Origin of the sequence: Psychrobacter immobilis, from assembly GCF_904846235.1 — a bacterium.
Lineage (GTDB): Bacteria > Pseudomonadota > Gammaproteobacteria > Pseudomonadales > Moraxellaceae > Psychrobacter > Psychrobacter immobilis_C.
Genome location: NZ_CAJGZN010000008.1, coordinates 112,202 through 129,786 on the forward strand (window position 1 = coordinate 112,202; position 17,585 = coordinate 129,786).

At 43.6% G+C, this 17,585-nt stretch carries 16 protein-coding genes; 5 read left to right on the top strand and 11 right to left on the bottom strand.

From position 1 onward, the window contains the following. Nucleotides 1–203 precede the first annotated feature (203 nt). The gene (locus JMX07_RS07315; protein WP_227684693.1) at nt 204–1,496 is read right to left on the bottom strand and encodes a DUF1176 domain-containing protein; all 1,293 of its coding nucleotides are present in this window, start codon (nt 1,494–1,496) and stop codon (nt 204–206) included. Between the two features lie 279 nt (nt 1,497–1,775). Continuing rightward, nucleotides 1,776–2,597, bottom strand: coding sequence for a glutathione-dependent disulfide-bond oxidoreductase (gene yghU / locus JMX07_RS07320; protein WP_201607162.1), 822 nt, complete (start codon nt 2,595–2,597; stop codon nt 1,776–1,778). Between the two features lie 342 nt (nt 2,598–2,939). Between yghU and JMX07_RS07325 the strand changes: the two genes are divergently transcribed. Next, nucleotides 2,940–4,316, top strand: a complete 1,377-nt coding sequence (locus tag JMX07_RS07325; protein WP_201607164.1) for a DHA2 family efflux MFS transporter permease subunit — start codon at nt 2,940–2,942, stop codon at nt 4,314–4,316. Between the two features lie 181 nt (nt 4,317–4,497). On the opposite strand, the gene bfr (JMX07_RS07330) is transcribed toward JMX07_RS07325, so the two are convergent. The 3 genes from bfr (JMX07_RS07330) to JMX07_RS07340 all read right to left on the bottom strand — a co-directional run bounded on the left by bfr (JMX07_RS07330) (nt 4,498) and on the right by JMX07_RS07340 (nt 6,108). Beyond that, on the bottom strand, nt 4,498–4,977 hold the full coding sequence (gene bfr, locus JMX07_RS07330) for a bacterioferritin (protein ID WP_057760255.1): 480 nt from the start codon (nt 4,975–4,977) through the stop codon (nt 4,498–4,500). A 68-nt stretch (nt 4,978–5,045) separates the two neighbouring features. Continuing rightward, nucleotides 5,046–5,534, bottom strand: coding sequence for a bacterioferritin (gene bfr / locus JMX07_RS07335; protein ID WP_201607172.1), 489 nt, complete (start codon nt 5,532–5,534; stop codon nt 5,046–5,048). A gap of 382 nt (nt 5,535–5,916) precedes the next feature. After that, nucleotides 5,917–6,108 carry a bacterioferritin-associated ferredoxin gene (locus tag JMX07_RS07340; RefSeq protein ID WP_101205900.1) on the bottom strand — a complete coding sequence of 64 codons (192 nt, stop codon included), beginning with the start codon at nt 6,106–6,108 and terminating at the stop codon, nt 5,917–5,919. A 388-nt stretch (nt 6,109–6,496) separates the two neighbouring features. On the opposite strand from JMX07_RS07340, the gene JMX07_RS07345 reads away from it, so the two are divergent. Next, complete coding sequence (locus JMX07_RS07345; protein ID WP_057760261.1) at nt 6,497–6,826, top strand: ArsR/SmtB family transcription factor; 330 nt, start codon at nt 6,497–6,499, stop codon at nt 6,824–6,826. A 166-nt stretch (nt 6,827–6,992) separates the two neighbouring features. Here the strand turns inward: JMX07_RS07345 and JMX07_RS07350 are convergent, their stop codons facing one another. The 5 genes from JMX07_RS07350 to JMX07_RS07370 form a co-directional block, all read right to left on the bottom strand. Next, entirely contained in the window at nt 6,993–7,715 is a 723-nt protein-coding gene (locus tag JMX07_RS07350; protein WP_082624600.1) for a sulfate/molybdate ABC transporter ATP-binding protein, read from the bottom strand. A gap of 96 nt (nt 7,716–7,811) precedes the next feature. Beyond that, the gene (gene cysW / locus JMX07_RS07355; protein WP_201607174.1) at nt 7,812–8,762 is read right to left on the bottom strand and encodes a sulfate ABC transporter permease subunit CysW; all 951 of its coding nucleotides are present in this window, start codon (nt 8,760–8,762) and stop codon (nt 7,812–7,814) included. A 1-nt stretch (nt 8,763) separates the two neighbouring features. Then, nucleotides 8,764–9,648, bottom strand: a complete 885-nt coding sequence (gene cysT, locus JMX07_RS07360) for a sulfate ABC transporter permease subunit CysT (RefSeq protein WP_201607176.1) — start codon at nt 9,646–9,648, stop codon at nt 8,764–8,766. 223 nt (nt 9,649–9,871) lie between these two features. Further along, on the bottom strand, nt 9,872–10,963 hold the full coding sequence (locus JMX07_RS07365) for a sulfate ABC transporter substrate-binding protein (protein WP_201607177.1): 1,092 nt from the start codon (nt 10,961–10,963) through the stop codon (nt 9,872–9,874). A gap of 268 nt (nt 10,964–11,231) precedes the next feature. Then, complete coding sequence (locus tag JMX07_RS07370) at nt 11,232–12,359, bottom strand: sulfate ABC transporter substrate-binding protein (protein WP_201607178.1); 1,128 nt, start codon at nt 12,357–12,359, stop codon at nt 11,232–11,234. 672 nt (nt 12,360–13,031) lie between these two features. On the opposite strand from JMX07_RS07370, the gene JMX07_RS07375 reads away from it, so the two are divergent. Then, nucleotides 13,032–13,562 (top strand): hypothetical protein, encoded by a 531-nt coding sequence (locus tag JMX07_RS07375; protein WP_201607179.1) that lies wholly within the window; start codon nt 13,032–13,034, stop codon nt 13,560–13,562. Nucleotides 13,563–13,696: 134 nt separating this feature from the next. Here JMX07_RS07375 and sat read toward each other — a convergent pair whose 3' ends face one another. Then, entirely contained in the window at nt 13,697–14,959 is a 1,263-nt protein-coding gene (sat, locus tag JMX07_RS07380) for a sulfate adenylyltransferase (protein ID WP_101205906.1), read from the bottom strand. Between the two features lie 343 nt (nt 14,960–15,302). Between sat and JMX07_RS07385 the strand changes: the two genes are divergently transcribed. Together JMX07_RS07385 and JMX07_RS07390 are read left to right on the top strand one after the other, a co-directional pair. Then, nucleotides 15,303–16,988, top strand: coding sequence for a nitrite/sulfite reductase (locus JMX07_RS07385; RefSeq protein WP_201607180.1), 1,686 nt, complete (start codon nt 15,303–15,305; stop codon nt 16,986–16,988). Continuing rightward, nucleotides 16,981–17,571 carry a DUF934 domain-containing protein gene (locus JMX07_RS07390; protein WP_201607181.1) on the top strand — a complete coding sequence of 197 codons (591 nt, stop codon included), beginning with the start codon at nt 16,981–16,983 and terminating at the stop codon, nt 17,569–17,571. Before JMX07_RS07385 ends, JMX07_RS07390 begins: the two co-directional genes overlap by 8 nt. Nucleotides 17,572–17,585: the final 14 nt, after the last annotated feature.

The window sequence follows — 17,585 nt, forward strand, 5'->3', positions numbered from 1 at the left end:
CGATGTTATCAATCTCATAATTCACGAAAGCCTAAGCTAACGTGGCGACGCAGTATAGCACAATAAAAAAAAATATGTACCTATTTCTTCAATTACGGAGTAAATAAGCACTAACAGTGTTGATAATAAACAAGTTTAGTTGTTTTATTTAATAACTACAGCAGAATTGAATAACTAAAGCAAATGAGCTACTCACTATTTATCTATCGTACTACTTTGACTTCTGTTACATAAGTAGGTAGCTGCCATGCCCCGCCCGCCTCGATTAAGCGGCAAAGTCCAGTGGTGCTTTCATGGCTCTTTTCAAATGCACGGCCCGTCCATAGCCAATCGGTTTTGCTCATGCAATCACCGATGCCGCGACCTTTTTGTACAGAGGTAAGCTTGCCTTTATCGTAGCCAGTAGCATTGGTCGTAACCAACGTTGGCTTATAAGGTTTACTGTCATTGATCACCCAAACTCCTGCTCCAGCGTTATAAGCGCCTGTCCAGCACTCATGCTGTGCCAACAGCTGAGAGCCATTTAGACGACTGATACGCCAAGGTGATTTGTCTGAAAGATTGGGACAAACGCTGTCTGCATCTTTCATTGTGCCTTTTACCAACGCTGCCAACTGAGAGGACCTCATTACAAACTTTTTGTCATTACCATCGTCCGCTTTGGCGCTTGGAACGATGAACTGCAGTACTGGCGCGGCTTTGGGAGGTAATATACCGCCACTAGATTTAGCAGCATCGTCATTTTTGATAAAAGCACTGGATGTACCAACGCGACCTTGGAACTCATCGGCTTTTAGCATAGCAGCACTGGCACCTTTGTCAGAGAGCTGCCAACGTGAATTGCGCAAGGCCAACGTAATCTTGCTAGATTTGGTCAAAGCTTCTAACAATGCAGTTACCTGCGCTTGAGTAAGCTCAGCGTTACCTGCAGCGGCTGAATATGGCTTCGTCTCACCATAATCCTTGTCATTAATAAACAACGAGATGCGATGACGATTACCAAGCTGCATTAAGGCTTTAGACGAGCTGTCCTTTGCTCCGCCAAGCTTTACTTTACCATCCACGCCAGCATTTGCACCTGCACGGCGTACGAGCAATATAGAAACCGGAAACTCACTGTTATTCTCTGCTTGATACCCTGCCAGCCGGCACGTACGCGTATTATCACAAGCGACTTGCCAGTCTTGACTAGTAAACTCAGTCGATGTATTGGCCATACTGGTGGTACTAAATAAAGCGGTACTAAGCGCTGCAAGTACAGGCAGTAATATTTTATTTTTTATCATATAGGTGGATTGTTCTTTTATTTTTTTAGGTATGTTTTCTGAATAATACTCTACAGTGATGTTTTTGGGATTTTTATTAGACTGGGCACTGTTTTTATAGCTATTGTCATCATACTTATTATCGTCATAGATAATGCCTGACCTACTAACACCAGTTAAATCAGCGCCTCTTGATAGCGACATATCGTTTATATAATTATTGTCTTTCATAATCATCACCTTTCAGTAGAAGAAGTATAAACACCTGTCTATTGTAATGGTGCTCGGCTATCTTAACGCACTAGTGTTTCTATCTGTTGTACTAATGTATCATTGTGTAAAGACAAAGGGAAGACCTAGCATACATTATATTCATTTTTATGAATATAAGTAAAAAGGCTGATAAGCTAAAGGCTGATAAGCTATTTGCTTATCAGCCTTGCTGCTCTGTTTAAGGTTTATTTATGCTTAAACTGTACTGTTAGATCTAAGCTTTACTGAGTACTTAGTTTAGTCGATTGGTTTTAGCTCTAGCGCTACTGCACGTTTGACCGCAGGACGTTCGGCGATTTTCTTAGCCCAACGCTGCAAGTGTTTGTAGTCTTCTACTTGTAAAAATTCTTCCGCGTCATAGAGCTTACCTAGTGCCAACTGACCATACCAAGACCAGACAATCATATCCGCAATGTTGTAATCAGATTCATCATTGCCGCACAGGTACTCATTATCTTTTAAATGCGTATCTAATACATCGAGCTGACGCTTGGTTTCCATCGTATAGCGGTTGATTGGGTACTCTAGAGGTTCAGGCGCATACGCATAAAAGTGTCCAAAGCCGCCACCTAAGAAAGGCGCGCTACCCATTTGCCACATAATCCAAGACAAACAATCTGCTCGCGCTTTGCCAGTAGCCAGTGGTAGGAACTTATCAAACTTTTCTGCTAGATACATTAAGATAGCACCCGACTCAAAGAGTGCTATCGGCCCCTCTGTTGTATCAGTAGAATGATCGACCAAGGCTGGAATCTTTGAATTGGGGTTTATCTCTACGAACCCTGAGCCAAACTGCTCACCTTTAGAAATATCGATTTTATAGGCATCATATGCTGCCCCATCAATACCAAGTTCGGCCAGCTCTTCTAATAGTATGTTTACCTTAACACCATTTGGTGTATTTAACGAGTACAGCTGTAACGGAGCATCACCAACGGGCAGCTCTTTATCATAGCGAGCTCCAGACGTTGGACTATTAATACTAGCAAACTTGCCGCCGTTGTCTTTATCTTGCGTCCAAACTTTTGGTGGTACGTATTTATTATTATCTTGACTCATAATTTATCCTCGGTTTGTATTTATGACTGCCGCGAAGGTTTACTATAGCGAGAACTCATAACGATATTAAAGTCCTCTCTTGTAATCAATGTTGTGTTTCTAATGCTAAAGTAAAAGAAAATAAGCTGTTAGCACTGAGCAGCTTTTTTGTCTTGTTTCGCCTCTTTAGCTGTCTGTTAGCTACCCTTTGCATCGTTGCTTTTATATAAGTTATCTTATATCAGTTACTTTGAGTCACTTTTATTATAAGCCAGGCTTTCTTATACTACTCAGCTTGCATAGTGATCTGCTCGCAAATACGCTATTTTCTTACTTCATAACGAGACGTTCAATGGGACTCACATGGTAACGCTCACCCCGACTCAAGATAAATATCTGCCTTATGTACTAGCGGTAGCGCTATTTATGCAAATTTTGGACGCCACTATTTTAAACACGTCCTTACCGCAAATGGCACAGGCGTTGGGTGAGTCGCCACTAAAGATGCAGTGGGCTGTCATCAGCTATGCATTGACCTTGGCGATTTTTATCCCTATCAGTGGTTTTTTAGCGGATAAATATGGCACACGCCGCGTATTTTTATCAGCGGTCATCATTTTTTGTATTGGCTCATTACTGTGTGCTACATCGCAAACGCTAGATTTTTTGGTTGCCTCACGTGTGGTACAGGGTATCGGCGGTGCCATGATGACGCCTGTCGCTCGTTTGATATTGGTTAAGTCTTATCCGCGCAATAAGCTGCTCACTGTGATGAATTTCGCTGTGATACCAGCGTTGGTTGCACCGCTAGTCGGTCCAGTATTAGGCGGCTATATCGTGCAGTATGCCAGCTGGCATTGGATATTCTTGATCAATATACCGATGGGCGTGGCAGGTTTTATCATGGGCAAAAAACTGGTTCCAGCGCTATTTGAAGATACCAAGCGCCTTGACTGGACAGGGTTTGTATTGTTTGCCGCCGCTGCTTGCGGGTTCACACTGGCTGTCGAGTTTGGTTCACAGATAGGTCGCGGGGTTTATGGGTTGTTGCTTGGGTTGGCCGCAAGTCTATTGATCGGCGCGTATGTCTGGCATGCCAAACGGCGAGCAGCTCCCCTGTTTCCACTCAGCTTGTTTGATATTCGCACCTTTCGAATCGGTATTACAGGCAACTTGTTTACGCGGCTTGGTATCAGTGCCGTGCCCTTTTTGCTGCCCTTATTACTACAAGTGGTGTTTGAGTACTCACCTTCGCAGGCAGGTTGGCTACTTGCCCCGATTGCGGTTGGTGCTATAGGTATTAAACCTTGGGTTAGCAAGATTATTCAGCGGTTTAGCTATCGTAAGGTGCTGGTCTACAATACCTTGTTTATGGGTTCGCTTATCATTGTGCTAGCGCAGTTTAATGATGCCTCGCAGTGGCTATGGTTTATACCTATTCTGACCATCATGGGTGCCTGTAACTCCATGCAGTTCAGTGCGATGAATACGATTACGATTGGCGATTTACAGGGCACACAAACCAGTAGTGGTAACAGCTTAATGGCAGTTAATCAGCAGCTAGCGATTAGCTTTGGTATTGCGTTCGGTGCTGCTGTATTGAATTTATTACGTGAGCGTCTACAGATGGATACGTTAGTGGCGTTCCAAACCACTTATTGGATATTGGGCATTTTGACCATTCTCTCGGGGCTGTATTTTTTACGTTTAAAACCTGAGGATGGCCGCGGTTTATACTAGAGCGTGTCTCCAATCAAGATAAGCTTTCTATTGAGTGAGACTTTACGTACAACACGTCTCTATTCTATATAGCCGAAACGTTAAAAATAGCTTATCTATAGACAGAAAAAAGCCAGTAAGCGATTGGATTATCAATCTCATACTGGCTTTTTCTTATGACTGACATTAATAATTAATACTATTATGCGTCATCATCACTCATTTGCGATTGGATGTAGCGCTCTACACCAATACTCTCGATTAAGTCCTGCTGCGTCTCTAACCAATCTTCATACTCTTCATTGCCATCTTTTAGCGTGACTAATAGCTGGCGAGAGACATAGTCAGACTTTGTCTCACATAAGGTGACAGCATCAGTAATAATATCGAACTTTTGTCTCTCAAGACGTAAGTTGCACTCGATGATTTCTGGTACATCTTCGCCAACCAATACCTTGCCCAGTTCCTGCAAGTTTGGCAAGCCGCCTAACAGCAAAATACGAGCGATTAGGTCGTCTGACCATTTCATCTCAGCAATAGATTGCTTATATAATGAGTCATTAAGCGCCTCTAGACCCCAATGACGTGCAATACGTGCATGCAAAAAATACTGGTTGATAGCAATCAATGACTGCCCAAGTACTTTATTTAACGCGCGAATAACTTCTTTATCCCCTGTCATTACCTTTCTCCCTTAATCTCTATTATTTATGCTAAATACTGTGAATGCTATTCATACGTAGGATGATATCAGACAATATTAGGAGTAACTTCAGCCACTTGGCTTTGTAGGTAATTCGGTAGACCAATCATGTCGATGAGACGGAGCTGCTGCTCAAGCCAGTGCGCATGATCTTCTTCGGTGTCTTTCAACTGCTCAACCAACATCTCACGCGTGACATAGTCATGCTCTGCTTCGCAAAGTGCGATGCCTTCTTTTAGATGCTTTTGTACTTGATACTCTAAATCTAGGTCAAACTGCAACATCTCAGGGACAGTCGCACCGATATGGATAGCGTCGACCGACATCTTTGGCGTGCCACTCAACATCAAGATACGGCGAATGATATTTTGCGCGTGTAGCGTTTCGTCTTCCATTTCATGATGGATACGGTCGTATAACTTGCCATAGTGCCACTCAGCATACATCTCTGAATGGATAAAATATTGGTCACGGGCGGCAAGCTCACCACCTAGTAAGAAATTCAAATAATCAATGACTTTCTGGCTACCTATCATAACGCGTACTCCCCTATTTATTTTTACCGATCACCATACATCCACAATTTATTATATAAGGATAGCATAATTGGCAAACTGATCAGTAAAAATCAAAATCAATAAAATGGCTTCTAATCTCAGGTAAATATAGTAGCATACAGGCGCAGTATAGGGTGTAACGTTATGAACTAAGAATAAGATGCTAATTGAGAATCATAATTAGCTACAACTGGCATGAGACTATTTAATATAGTTCGTGTTGGTGTATGACTGAGGTTATACGGACGCTTGCACCCTGCTCCTTATGTATAATAAATAGAGTTAGATGCAAAATACTGAATATAATTTATCGTGTTAGGTCTTATTGCACTAGATAACGAGAATATGTGATTAACAGTGTTTAAACGGCGTACGCTAGATTATCGAGTTTTGCATGGTGTTCATCTAGGTAGTCATTAACCATCGGCTCACAACAGCCACAGCACGTTGCTACATCGAGCGTATCTTTTAGACCATCGAGCGTATCAACACCTGCAGCAATAGCTGCTTTGATTTGCTTTTCTTTTACGTTGTTGCAGATACATACGTACATGGATTGGCTCCTCGGAATACCACTATTCGATAATGACGGCATACGACACTTATATAAAAACTTTTGTGATAAGTGTCATTGATAGACGGATAATTTACTGTTTTCTAGCAATTAAAACTTAGTCGTTAAAATCACGTTTATCGCTTGCAGTATAATAACGATAATTATTATCATTTTCAATCACATTCGATATATTTATTCGTTGAGACAGTATCCTTGTATTACAGGCAGTTCATTTATGTAAGTGGATATAAGTGTGCGTGTAACCGAATATTGTCAAAGGTAGTGAATTGACGATGAACTGTAAATTTGCTTATTTTTTAATCGATTTTGTAGATAACTGCTGTTATATTGAACCCCTATTAACGAAGCCCATTGGAATTCACCTATGTCTGATAATAACTTTACGATACGACCTATCGATTTATTCAAAGTCCTATCTGATCCGACACGTCTAAAAATATTTCAAATTCTTTTTAAAAAAGAAGCACGTTGCGTGGGTGATTTGGTAGATATGCTTGACCAGCCACAGCCAACGATATCACGCCACCTAAACCATTTGAAAAAACTGGGTATTCTGAGCTGTGTACGTGACGGTACTTGGATGTGGTATGAGGTCGCTGATGATTTACCAGATTGGTGTCAAGATATCTTAGACATCACCTACGAGCAAATCACTCCTAGAGGCACTAGTAGAGATGTATCGGATCTTGCTTAGATACGATTGTCCGCTTAGATTTTTGGTTCTTTGACTGTACTTTATAAAAAGCGTTTAAGACCATAGATCTGCGGCAATGCTCCAGACCAAAAAAGACCTACTTTCGTAGGTCTTTTTTTTTGCTCAACTATTGGTAATTCGACCTAAATGGCGCTAGGTCAAATACTTATACAAGATCTAAGAAATCGCTGATAAAGGCGTTGGCTGGCTGGTGTATCAGCTCCTCTGACGTGCCTACCTGCTCTACTCGGCCCTGATTCATCACGACGATCTCATCTGATACCGCACGCGCTTCTTCTTGATCATGCGTCACCATGATACTGGTGATACCAAGCTCGTGGTGGATGTTTTTTAGCCATGTGCGCAGCTCTTTACGGACTTTGGCATCTAGTGCACCAAACGGCTCATCTAGCAGCAACAGCTTCGGTTTGACAGCAAGTGCACGTGCTAATGCAATGCGCTGGCGCTGACCACCTGATAGCTGATGCGGATAAGCATTGGCAACTTGTGGTAGCTGTACGAGGTCTAAGAGCTCTGCCACGCGCTTATTGATATCAGCTTTGCTTGGGCGTTCGTTTTTTGGCAATAAGGTCAATCCAAACGCCACATTGTCCGCGATGTTCTTATGGCGAAACAGTGCATAATGCTGAAACATAAAGCCAATATGGCGCTTTTGAACTGGGGTATTGGTCACATCCAGCTCATCGAACAATACCTGCCCAGAGTCAGCATACTCTAGACCTGCGATAATACGTAGCAAGGTAGTCTTACCACAGCCTGATGGACCTAGCAACGTCGTCAGCTTGCCAGTCGGCACCGTGATATTGATATTGTCTAAAGCGGTAAAATTGCCGAATTTTTTATTAACGTTGCGAATCTCAATGCTCATAATCGTATCTCTTATTATATCTTTTGTCGTATCGTGGCAAGTAGCTGAGTAGCGACTGCATCCGTAGTATTAACATCATTTATCAGATAATGGCAGTTATACCTTGCCAGTACTGTCCGCACTCGTCGATTCAGTATTGACCGTTGCGTTAGCACTCACTGGCAGCTCAGGTGCGCTGGCAAGCCGCTCAGAATTAGCAAATTTACGCTCTTGTATCTTGGTCATGACTTGCTGAATCAGTAGCGTCACTAAGGCAAGTGCAGCCAATATGCTCGATAAGGCAAACGCAGCGGTAAAGTTATAATCGTTATAGGCAATCTCAACCAATAGCGGCATGGTGTTGGTCTCGCCGCGAATGTGACCAGATACCACGCTGACCGCACCAAACTCACCCATCGCGCGGGCATTGGTCAGAATCAAACCATATAGCAGCGCCCATTTGATATTAGGCAATGTCACATGCCAAAATGTCTGCCAACCAGTCGCACCTAATGTTAGCGCTGCTTGCTCTTCAGAGTCGCCTTGAGTCTGCATCAATGGGATCAGCTCACGTGCAACAAACGGAAAGGTCACAAACAACGTCGCCAAAATGATACCAGGTACTGCATATATGACCTGAAAACCCATACTCTCAAGCCAGCCGCCGATAGTAGAGTTCAGTCCAAACAGCAGCACAAACATCAAACCTGCAACCACTGGCGATACCGAAAATGGTAAATCTAGCAAAGTAGTGACCAGCTGCTTACCTTTAAACTGGTAACGCGTGACAAGCCATGCAATTGCGATGCCCATTACCATATTAATTGGTAAGACAATTCCTGCCGTGATGAGCGTCAGCTTGATGGCTTGTAAAGCTTCAGGGTCTACTAATGAAGCAATATATAACTGCCAACCATTTTTAAAGGCTTCGTAAAACACAGCCAGTAATGGAATGACCAACATGACAATCATGAATAACACTGCAATGGCAATAAAGGTGCGACGTATCCATGGGGTATCTTTGGTCGCAGCGTTGCTTTGGTAGTCGTAGCTATTAGATATTTGCATATTAGCGAGCTCCTACACGGCGCGACAGTTTCCACTGCATGATATTAATGGTGAGCAAGATGACAAATGATATGAGTAGCATAAATAATGCCACCGCAGAAGCTCCTTGAATATCAAACTGCTCAAGTTTACTGATAATAATGAGCGGCAAAATCTCAGACTGCATCGGAATATTACCCGCGATAAAGATAACTGAGCCATACTCACCAGTGGCACGGGCAAACATCATACCTGCGCCCATCAGCAAGGCTGGCAATAGCTCTGGCAAAATCACTTTACGAAAAGTCGTTAATCGATTGGCGCCCAATACCGCAGCGGCTTCTTCAAACTCAACCGACAGCTCAGCGAGTACTGGCTGTACTGCACGGACGATAAAGGGGAAGCTCACCACAACTAAAGCTAGCCAAATACCTATTGGCGTAAAGGCAACCTGAATATCGAACTTGGCAAACCATTGACCGATCAAGCCATTAGGCGCATATAAAGTGGCAAGCGAGATACCTGTAACAGCCGTTGGTAGTGCAAATGGTAAATCGACCAAAGCATTAATCAGTGACTTGCCCCAAAACTCATAGCGGACAAGTACCCATGCGACCAGTGTGCCAAATACCATATTGGTCAGCATCGCCAAAAACGACATCCATAAGCTCAGCTTAATAGCGGCAGTGACTTGTGGCTGGGTAATGGTTTCCCAAAAGCCCGTCCAACCCATCTGCGTCGTGGTATAGGCCATCATGGCAAACGGTAGTACCACCAATAACGACAAGCTAAAGACAGTAATACCCATGCTCAGACCGAACCCGGGTAGCACATTGCGCTGACGCAAGCGGGTCAGCCAACTTTTTTTATTGCCGGGCTTACTGGCAGAAGAAGATGTTGCACTCATAGTGATGTCCTATTGCCTAACTGATGGTACTTAGCGAGGGTGCTCACTGTAAGACCATTATTACCATTGTTATCAAAATTATTATTGGTCGGCTTATGATATAAAGGACATAGTGCGTACGACCATGTCCTTTATGGGGTGCTTCATGACTGACTGTACGATTAACTGAGTTAATCTGTTGCAGTGTTTAGCGCAGTAGCTGCTCTAACTACTCAGCTAGCAATTACTGTGGCGCGTTAATTGCTAATTGGTCAAACACACCGCCATCACTGAAGTAAGTGCTCATGATCTCATCCCATGTGCCAAAGGCATCGTTCGGGCGGAAAGTCTCAACTGGCGGTAATTTGTCACCGTTTTTGTCAAGCACGCTCTTAACGCTAGGACGTAGATATAGATTGGCCGCTAGTTGCTGAGCAGGCTCACTCCATAAGTAATCAAGATACGCTTTGGCAGCGTCTGTAGTGCCTTTTTTGTCTGTTACCGTCTTCACAACTGCCACAGGGCTCTCTGACTTGATAGAGTATTTTGGATAAACGATGTCTACTTGACCCGCGCCAAAATCAGTTGCTGCAAGGTTGGCTTCGTTTTCAAAAGTGACCAATACATCACCAATACCGCGCTGTACGAAAGTCGTTGTCGCGGCACGTCCGCCGTTTTCATAGACTTTGACATTTTTTAGCATGTCTTTTACGTAGCCTTTAGCTTTTGTTTCATCTTTATTAAAAGCATGTAGACCATAACCGTATGCACCTAAGAACGCATAACGACCGTTACCCGTCACCTTTGGATTGGCCATGACAATCTCAACACCGTCTTTGGTCAAGTCTTCCCAGTCTTTGATATTTTTTGGATTATCTTTACGTACCAAAAATACGATCGTGCTGGTAAACGGCACTGCGTTGTCTGGGAATTTGCTTTCCCAATCTGACTCAACCAAGCCTTTTTTCTCAAGCAGCTCAATATCAGACCCTTGGTTCATGGTGGCAACATCGGCTTGTAGACCGTTGGCAACAGACAATGCCTGTTTGCTTGAGCCGCCATGTGACTGTTTGATTAGGATATTGCTGTCTGGATTTTCAGCTTTGTAGTGTTCCACAAACAATGGGTTGTAGTCTTTATAGAAGTCGCGTGCCACATCGTATGAGACATTAAGCAGCTCGATATTTTGCCCTTCTGTCGTCGCTGAACCATCAGCTGAGGCCTCAGTAGTCTCACTGTTGCTACAGCCAGCTAAACCCAATGTCAAAGCAACGCCAGCAATACTCAAGGCACTAAGAGTCTTACTTTTCTGTTGATAACGAGCTACGTCTGTCATAAATACCTCAAAGATGTCTGTTGTGTAATGCAAGTATGCTAACAGCGCCATCTTATTATGTTTAATGATGAATATGCGTATGTTATTGCCAAAAGGGAATAACCAGTAAACAAAGCCAGATATATCAATAAGTTGTTAAAATAATCTACATGTATAACTGACTGTTTGTTTATTGATGGTTTTAATGCTGACATGCACCCTATCTATCTTGTCCGTGTTTTATTGAAAGCAGCTAAGATAGATAGTTCTATAAACTAAAACTTAACCACTACTTAGTACTTGCCAGCTGATCAAAACGGCCGCCATCCACAAAGAAAGCATCCATAATCTCTGCCCATGAGCCAAACACAGCCACAGGTTCAAACGTCTCAATATCAGGCAAGGTATCTTTATGAGCAGCTAGGATTTGCTCATCACTTGGACGCATATACATTTTTGCCATGAGCTCTTGGGCAGGCTTATCCCATAAGCCTTTTAGATAAGTACCAGCCGCTTCCGTCTTACCAGATTTTTCAGTCACTGCCGTTACGACCGCTACTGGGTTGGCAATCACAATCGAATAGCTCGGGTATACGATGTCAACGTTACCCTTTGCAAATTGCTGAGCCGTCAAATGTGCTTCGTTTTCTGTAGTGATTAGCACATCACCGAGACCACGCTGAGTAAAGCTGGTCGTGGCTGCGCGTGCGCCGTTGTCATAAGTGACGACATTGGCCAGCAACTTCTTGATAAAGTCATTGGTTTTTACAGGGTTTTCATTACTGCTTTCTTTGAATTGGTGCAAACCATAACCATAGGCACCCAAGAAGGCATAACGCGCCGTGCCACTGGTTTTCGGGTTCGGGATGACCACATCGACATCATTACGGGCCAAATCTGACCAGTCTTTGATATTTTTTGGATTACCGGCGCGAACCAGTAGCACCATGGTGCTGGTGTACGGCACGGCATTATTTGGTAGTGCTTGTTGCCAGTCAGCAGCGACCAAGCCTTTCTCCACCAACAGATTTATATCGCTCTCTTGGTTAAAGGTCACCACATCCGCTTGCAAACCATTGGCGACAGAGAGCGCCTGCTTACTAGAGCCGCCATGTGACTGATTGATATTTACTTTGCTATTTGGATGAGTGTTCTGATAGTCGGTACTGAATAAAGTGTTGTAGTCTTTATAAAAGTCGCGCGACACATCATAGGAGACGTTGAGTAGATTAATATCCTGTGTCCCGCCACTGGCACTATTTGCCGTGTCATCTTGCGTCGCTTCTGTTGGACTGCAGCCTGTCATTATCATCGCTGCTGCAAGCATGCCGCTGGTGGCAAGTACACGTGCTTTTCCAGACTTATTATTAGTTGATTGAATGCTAGCAATGCTGATTTGTTGGAATTTTTTTTGCATGATGCTCTCGATAAAAGTAGTAGAAGCGTTTTGTCAAAATCTTGACCATCATCACAGGGCCTACAATCTTTTGAGTTCAGTTGTCGGGATGATGCAAGCTATGCTAGCAGCATAAATAGCAAACGCTTAGTGACGAATTAGCTTATCGACTAGTGAAGTTGGCATAAGTGATACTAGGGCGTGTTGAACATTCGACCATGGCACTGACAGCGACTATTTTTTAGGCGATTCGATGTTAAAAATAATAAGTTTAGTCACTCTAAGCGCTTATTTTTAACGATGAAGCGGCAAAAAAGAGTCCTGTCCCTGCGGGCTGATGCTAAAATTGCCCCATACTGCGTTACAAATCTCGCTAAGGCATCTGCATTATCGTCGCTTTGTGCCTTGTCTGGAACAATTTTAGCGATCAGCAGTGCCTATTTGCGAATGTTCAACACGCCCTAGTAATCGTTTTGCATCATTAAGAATAAAATGAGTTGAATAGTTGCTGAAAGGTTTATTAAGTAGACTATGATTTGGGTAGGCTGTACCATTATTTGTACGTTATAAAGTTTGCTGTATTAATGATACTTTCATTATCCCAATACTATGCGAACCTTACTTTTCTACTTGACCAAAGGCCCTTATATGAATACTTCATACCGTCAATTTCATTCTATTGTAGGGCTAATAATGATGACCTCTACCCTAGCGGCTTTTTTAACAGGCTGTAATAGCATGTCGCCTACTATGCATAGCGATAGCCACAGCACGGTTAAATCAGTTGCCAGTACAACATCTGCTTTGCCAGCTATTCAAAGTAATGATTTGGGTGACAATGTCTCAGCAGACAAATTTTCAACAGATAAGGTTTCAGCGGATTACGCTACTGCCGACTACGATAAACGAGCACAAGGCTATGATTGGGTTGGCGTGATGGTACGAGCAGATGATGATCGACAGATTGACATTAAAGTTCGCTCACGCAGCGATATCAAAAAACCTACTTGTTACTTCGATGGTAAGGCGACATTGATGGGCCAAGATACTGCTCACGGTACGATTTTTCAGGCAAAAGTAAATGACAGTACGGCTTTTTTTCAATTTAAGGATGACAAGCTCATCATCGACAGCCCAGACAAGTATGCACTGAACTATTTTTGCTCAGGTGGTGGCTCACTTGCTGGAGAATATAAAAAGCTGGCAGCAGGTTTAGATATTTAAGAGACAGCGCTAGTATGCGTTAAGTTGTTTTCCATTTTAAAAATAGTGATAAAAACAAAAAGGTGCCAGACTATAAGTCTGACACCTTTTTTACGACTGGCTTAGTACAAGTTTTTTATACTGATGATCAGTTTTTATACGGCAGATGCACCCGTTAATTTAACCTCAGCACGCTCTTCTTTTGCGATGCCAGCATAGTAGTCACGCAAAATCTGTAATACTTCTGGGCGACTAAAGTTATCTGGTACATCTTCATCTTCCGATAGTGCTTTACGCAGCTTAGTACCTGACACTTTAACGTGCTCAGACGCGTCATGTGGGCAAGTCTTGTCAGAAGCCATCGCATTACAAGCATTACACCAGAACGTCCAGCCAATTTTGAGCGGTTGGGTGATAAGATCATCTTTACCAACGTGTTCAAAAATAGTTTGCGCATCAAACGCACCGTAGTAATCGCCGACACCCGCATGGTCACGACCGACAATCAGATGGCTACAGCCATAGTTTTGACGGAATAGCGCATGTAATAATGCCTCACGTGGGCCAGCATAGCGCATATCCAACGGATAGCCTGCTTGTATAACGGTATCTTGTCTAAAGTAGTTGTCGATCAAGGTTTTGATGGCTTCTTGACGAACTTCTGCTGGGATGTCGCCAGGTTTCAATGCGCCTAATAATGAATGAATCAGTACACCATCACAGATTTCAATCGCAATCTTGGCCAGATACTCATGTGAGCGGTGCATTGGGTTGCGCGTCTGGAATGCCGCCACTGTTTTCCAGCCTTTAGCATCCAAAATTGCGCGTGTTTCTGCTGGCGTTTTGTAGATTTCTGGATATAGTGCTGGGAACTCACCTTCGCTTAATACTTCAACGCTACCGGCAATATTGATGGCTTCTTGGCTCAATACTTGCTGTACGCCCGGATGCTCTGAATCCGTGGTCGTGAATACTTGCTGACACTCATGTTCTTTATCGATGGTATAAGTCTCTTCTACTGTTAAGATGCCCATAACTTCGCCATCTTGTGCGACCAAGGCTACTTTGTCGCCTTGACTCAAATTATCCGCAGTCTCTTTTGGCGCAGACAAAGTGATAGGAATTGGCCAAAACAAACCTGCGTTTTCACCGCTTTGCAAACGCATATTATCAACCACGCCCTGCCAGTCCGCTTGATTCATAAAACCATTTAACGGAGTGAAACCACCAATACCGAACATGATTAAATCGCCACGCTCACGTGAGCTTAAGGTGATGGTCGGCAATGTGCTGGCAAGCTCTAATGCTTGATCGCGTGCTGCACCGTTTAATAATAGTGGCTTAAGCTCTGCACTACCGTGTGGAGGAACCAGCTTTGATTTGAATTGGGATTGGGTTTGGCTTTGAGTTTGAGACATATAGTTATTAAAACCTCTTATAAAAAGAATGGTTGGAAGAGATGAGCAAAAATGCAAAAGCGATTAAATGTACAAAACTGAGAAGAAAGCCGTCGCTAGATAATAAGTAGCGTACTAGCGACTGGGCATTAAATTTGATACGCATAGGCTACCTAACTTTCGTTATGAAAATTTATGCTGTGTTTGGATATGGATATGTCTGAAAGGAATTTATGTTTCTGGCTACAAGCTTATATGATGTATAGCTGAATTATTTACATTGCGAACGGCAATAAAACCTATTACACACGCAAATCATTTTCGTCGCTGATTTTAAGATTAAAAACAAAACTGAGATTACGTCATGTATCAATATAATTACGCTGACCAGACTTTGGTAGAGGAACGAGTTGCCCAATTTCGCGACCAAACCGAGCGGTTTTTGGCAGGTGAGCTTGCCGAGGAGCAGTACTTACCACTGCGATTGCAAAACGGCTTGTATATCCAGCGTTATGCGCCTATGCTCCGTATCGCCATTCCTTACGGCTTGCTTGCCAGCTATCAGCTACGCAAATTGGCTGAGATTACCCGTAAGTATGATAAAGGCTATGGGCACATGACCACCCGTACCAATATTCAGCTGAACTGGCCAAAACTAGAAGAAGTGCCAGACATTTTGGCTGAGCTTGCGACAGTACAGATGCATGCCATCCAAACCTCAGGTAACTGTATCCGTAATACGACAACGGATCCTTATGCGGGTATCCATAAAGAAGAAATTGCTGACCCACGCCCTTATTGTGAGATTATCCGTCAGTGGTCAACCTTTCATCCTGAGTTTGCTTTTTTACCACGTAAATTTAAAATTGCAGTGATCGGTACCGAAGCGGATCGTGCGGCAACGCAAGTACATGATGTGGGTCTGCACGTCGTTACCAATGACGCAGGCGAGCTTGGCTTTGAAGTGATCGTTGGTGGTGGCTTAGGACGTACGCCTATTATTGGTAAAACGATTCGCAAGTTTTTACCGCGCGAGCATTTACTCAGTTATCTTGATGCGGTTTTGCGCGTCTATAATTTGCATGGTCGCCGTGATAACAAGTACAAAGCCCGTATTAAAATTTTGGTCGACAGCTTAGGCGGCGATCAGTTTGGCAAATTGGTGGAGGCTGAGTGGGAGGTGCACACCAAAGACGGTCCGCTGACCTTGACGGATGACAATTTTGACACCGCTGCCAGCTATTTTAGCATGCCTGATTATCAGTCATTTGATGCGCTCGCAGTACAATCAGAGTTGCAAGCACAATTGGCAGACAATAAAGATTTCGCTGATTGGTATAAGCAAAACACCGTGGCACATAAGGTGGACGGTTACCGTGCGGTAGTGATCTCTTTAAAAGCCGGACTGGTGGACGGTCGTTATGTGCCATCAGGTGACTTGAGTAATGCGCAAATGGATGCGCTTGCCGATTTGTCTGATCGTTATAGCTTTGGTGAATTGCGCGGTACGTATCAGCAAAATCTGGTATTCGCTGATGTGCAAACCAATGAGCTTTATGAATTGTGGCAGCAGCTATCAGATTTGCATTTAGCACGCGCCAATATCAACACCTTAACCGACATGATTGTCTGCCCAGGTTGGGATTATTGCTCACTGGCCAATGCGACTACGCACAATATCGCTGAGCAAATCGAAAAGCAGTTTGATGATTTAGATTACTTGTATGATCTTGGTGATATTCGCCTAAACATGTCAGGCTGCATGAATGCTTGCGCCCATCATCACACAGGTGATATCGGCATCTTGGGTGTGGACAAAAAAGGCGAGCACTGGTATCAGATTAGCCTTGGCGGTAACTCTAGTAATGACGCCAAATTGGGCAAAATCTTAGGAAAAGCGGTGCCAGCGGATGATGTGGCCAGCACGCTACAAACCATTTTAGATGTGTATCTCGATATACGCGGCACTAACGAACAAGATGTTGAGGGTTTTGGTGACGTGATTGACCGCGTTGGTATCGCCCCCTTTAAGGAGAAGGTCTATGGCTAATCATCATGTGCTTGATAGCCATGGCGCAGACATCAGTGGCGAAGATAATTGGCAAGCGCTAGCGACAGCGCAGCTGCCTGACGGTATCGCGTTATCAAGCCTGACCTTACTTGAGCTGTTACACAAACAAGAAAAAGTTGATGTACTTGTCCCACTAGCAGATTTATTAAATGCTGATGGAAAACTGGCAAACGGTTTGCTAGAGCAAGTATTGGATATCCTCAAGCAGCACAGCAGCCGATTGGGTGTGTGGATCACATCCAACACCGATGCTGATGATCTGTCTGATGTAAAAGAATTTTTATTGACGCAAGACTTGATCGTCATTCATGTCCCAAGTTTTGTGGATGGTCGCGGTTTTAGTTTTGCACAGACCCTGCGTCAGCTTGGTTATGAAGGTGATATTCGCATGGCAGGCGCGTTTGGTCGTGATCAAATCGCTTATTTGCTGCGCGCTGGTGCTACTAGCTTTGTACTCAATGAGCATGATGCTAAATCTGATATTAGCCAAGCCTTCACTGCCCTAGCCAGTAGCTATGATGGTCGAGACGCTTCAGCATTACCGATGTTCTCAAAAAACTGATTTTATTATTCACT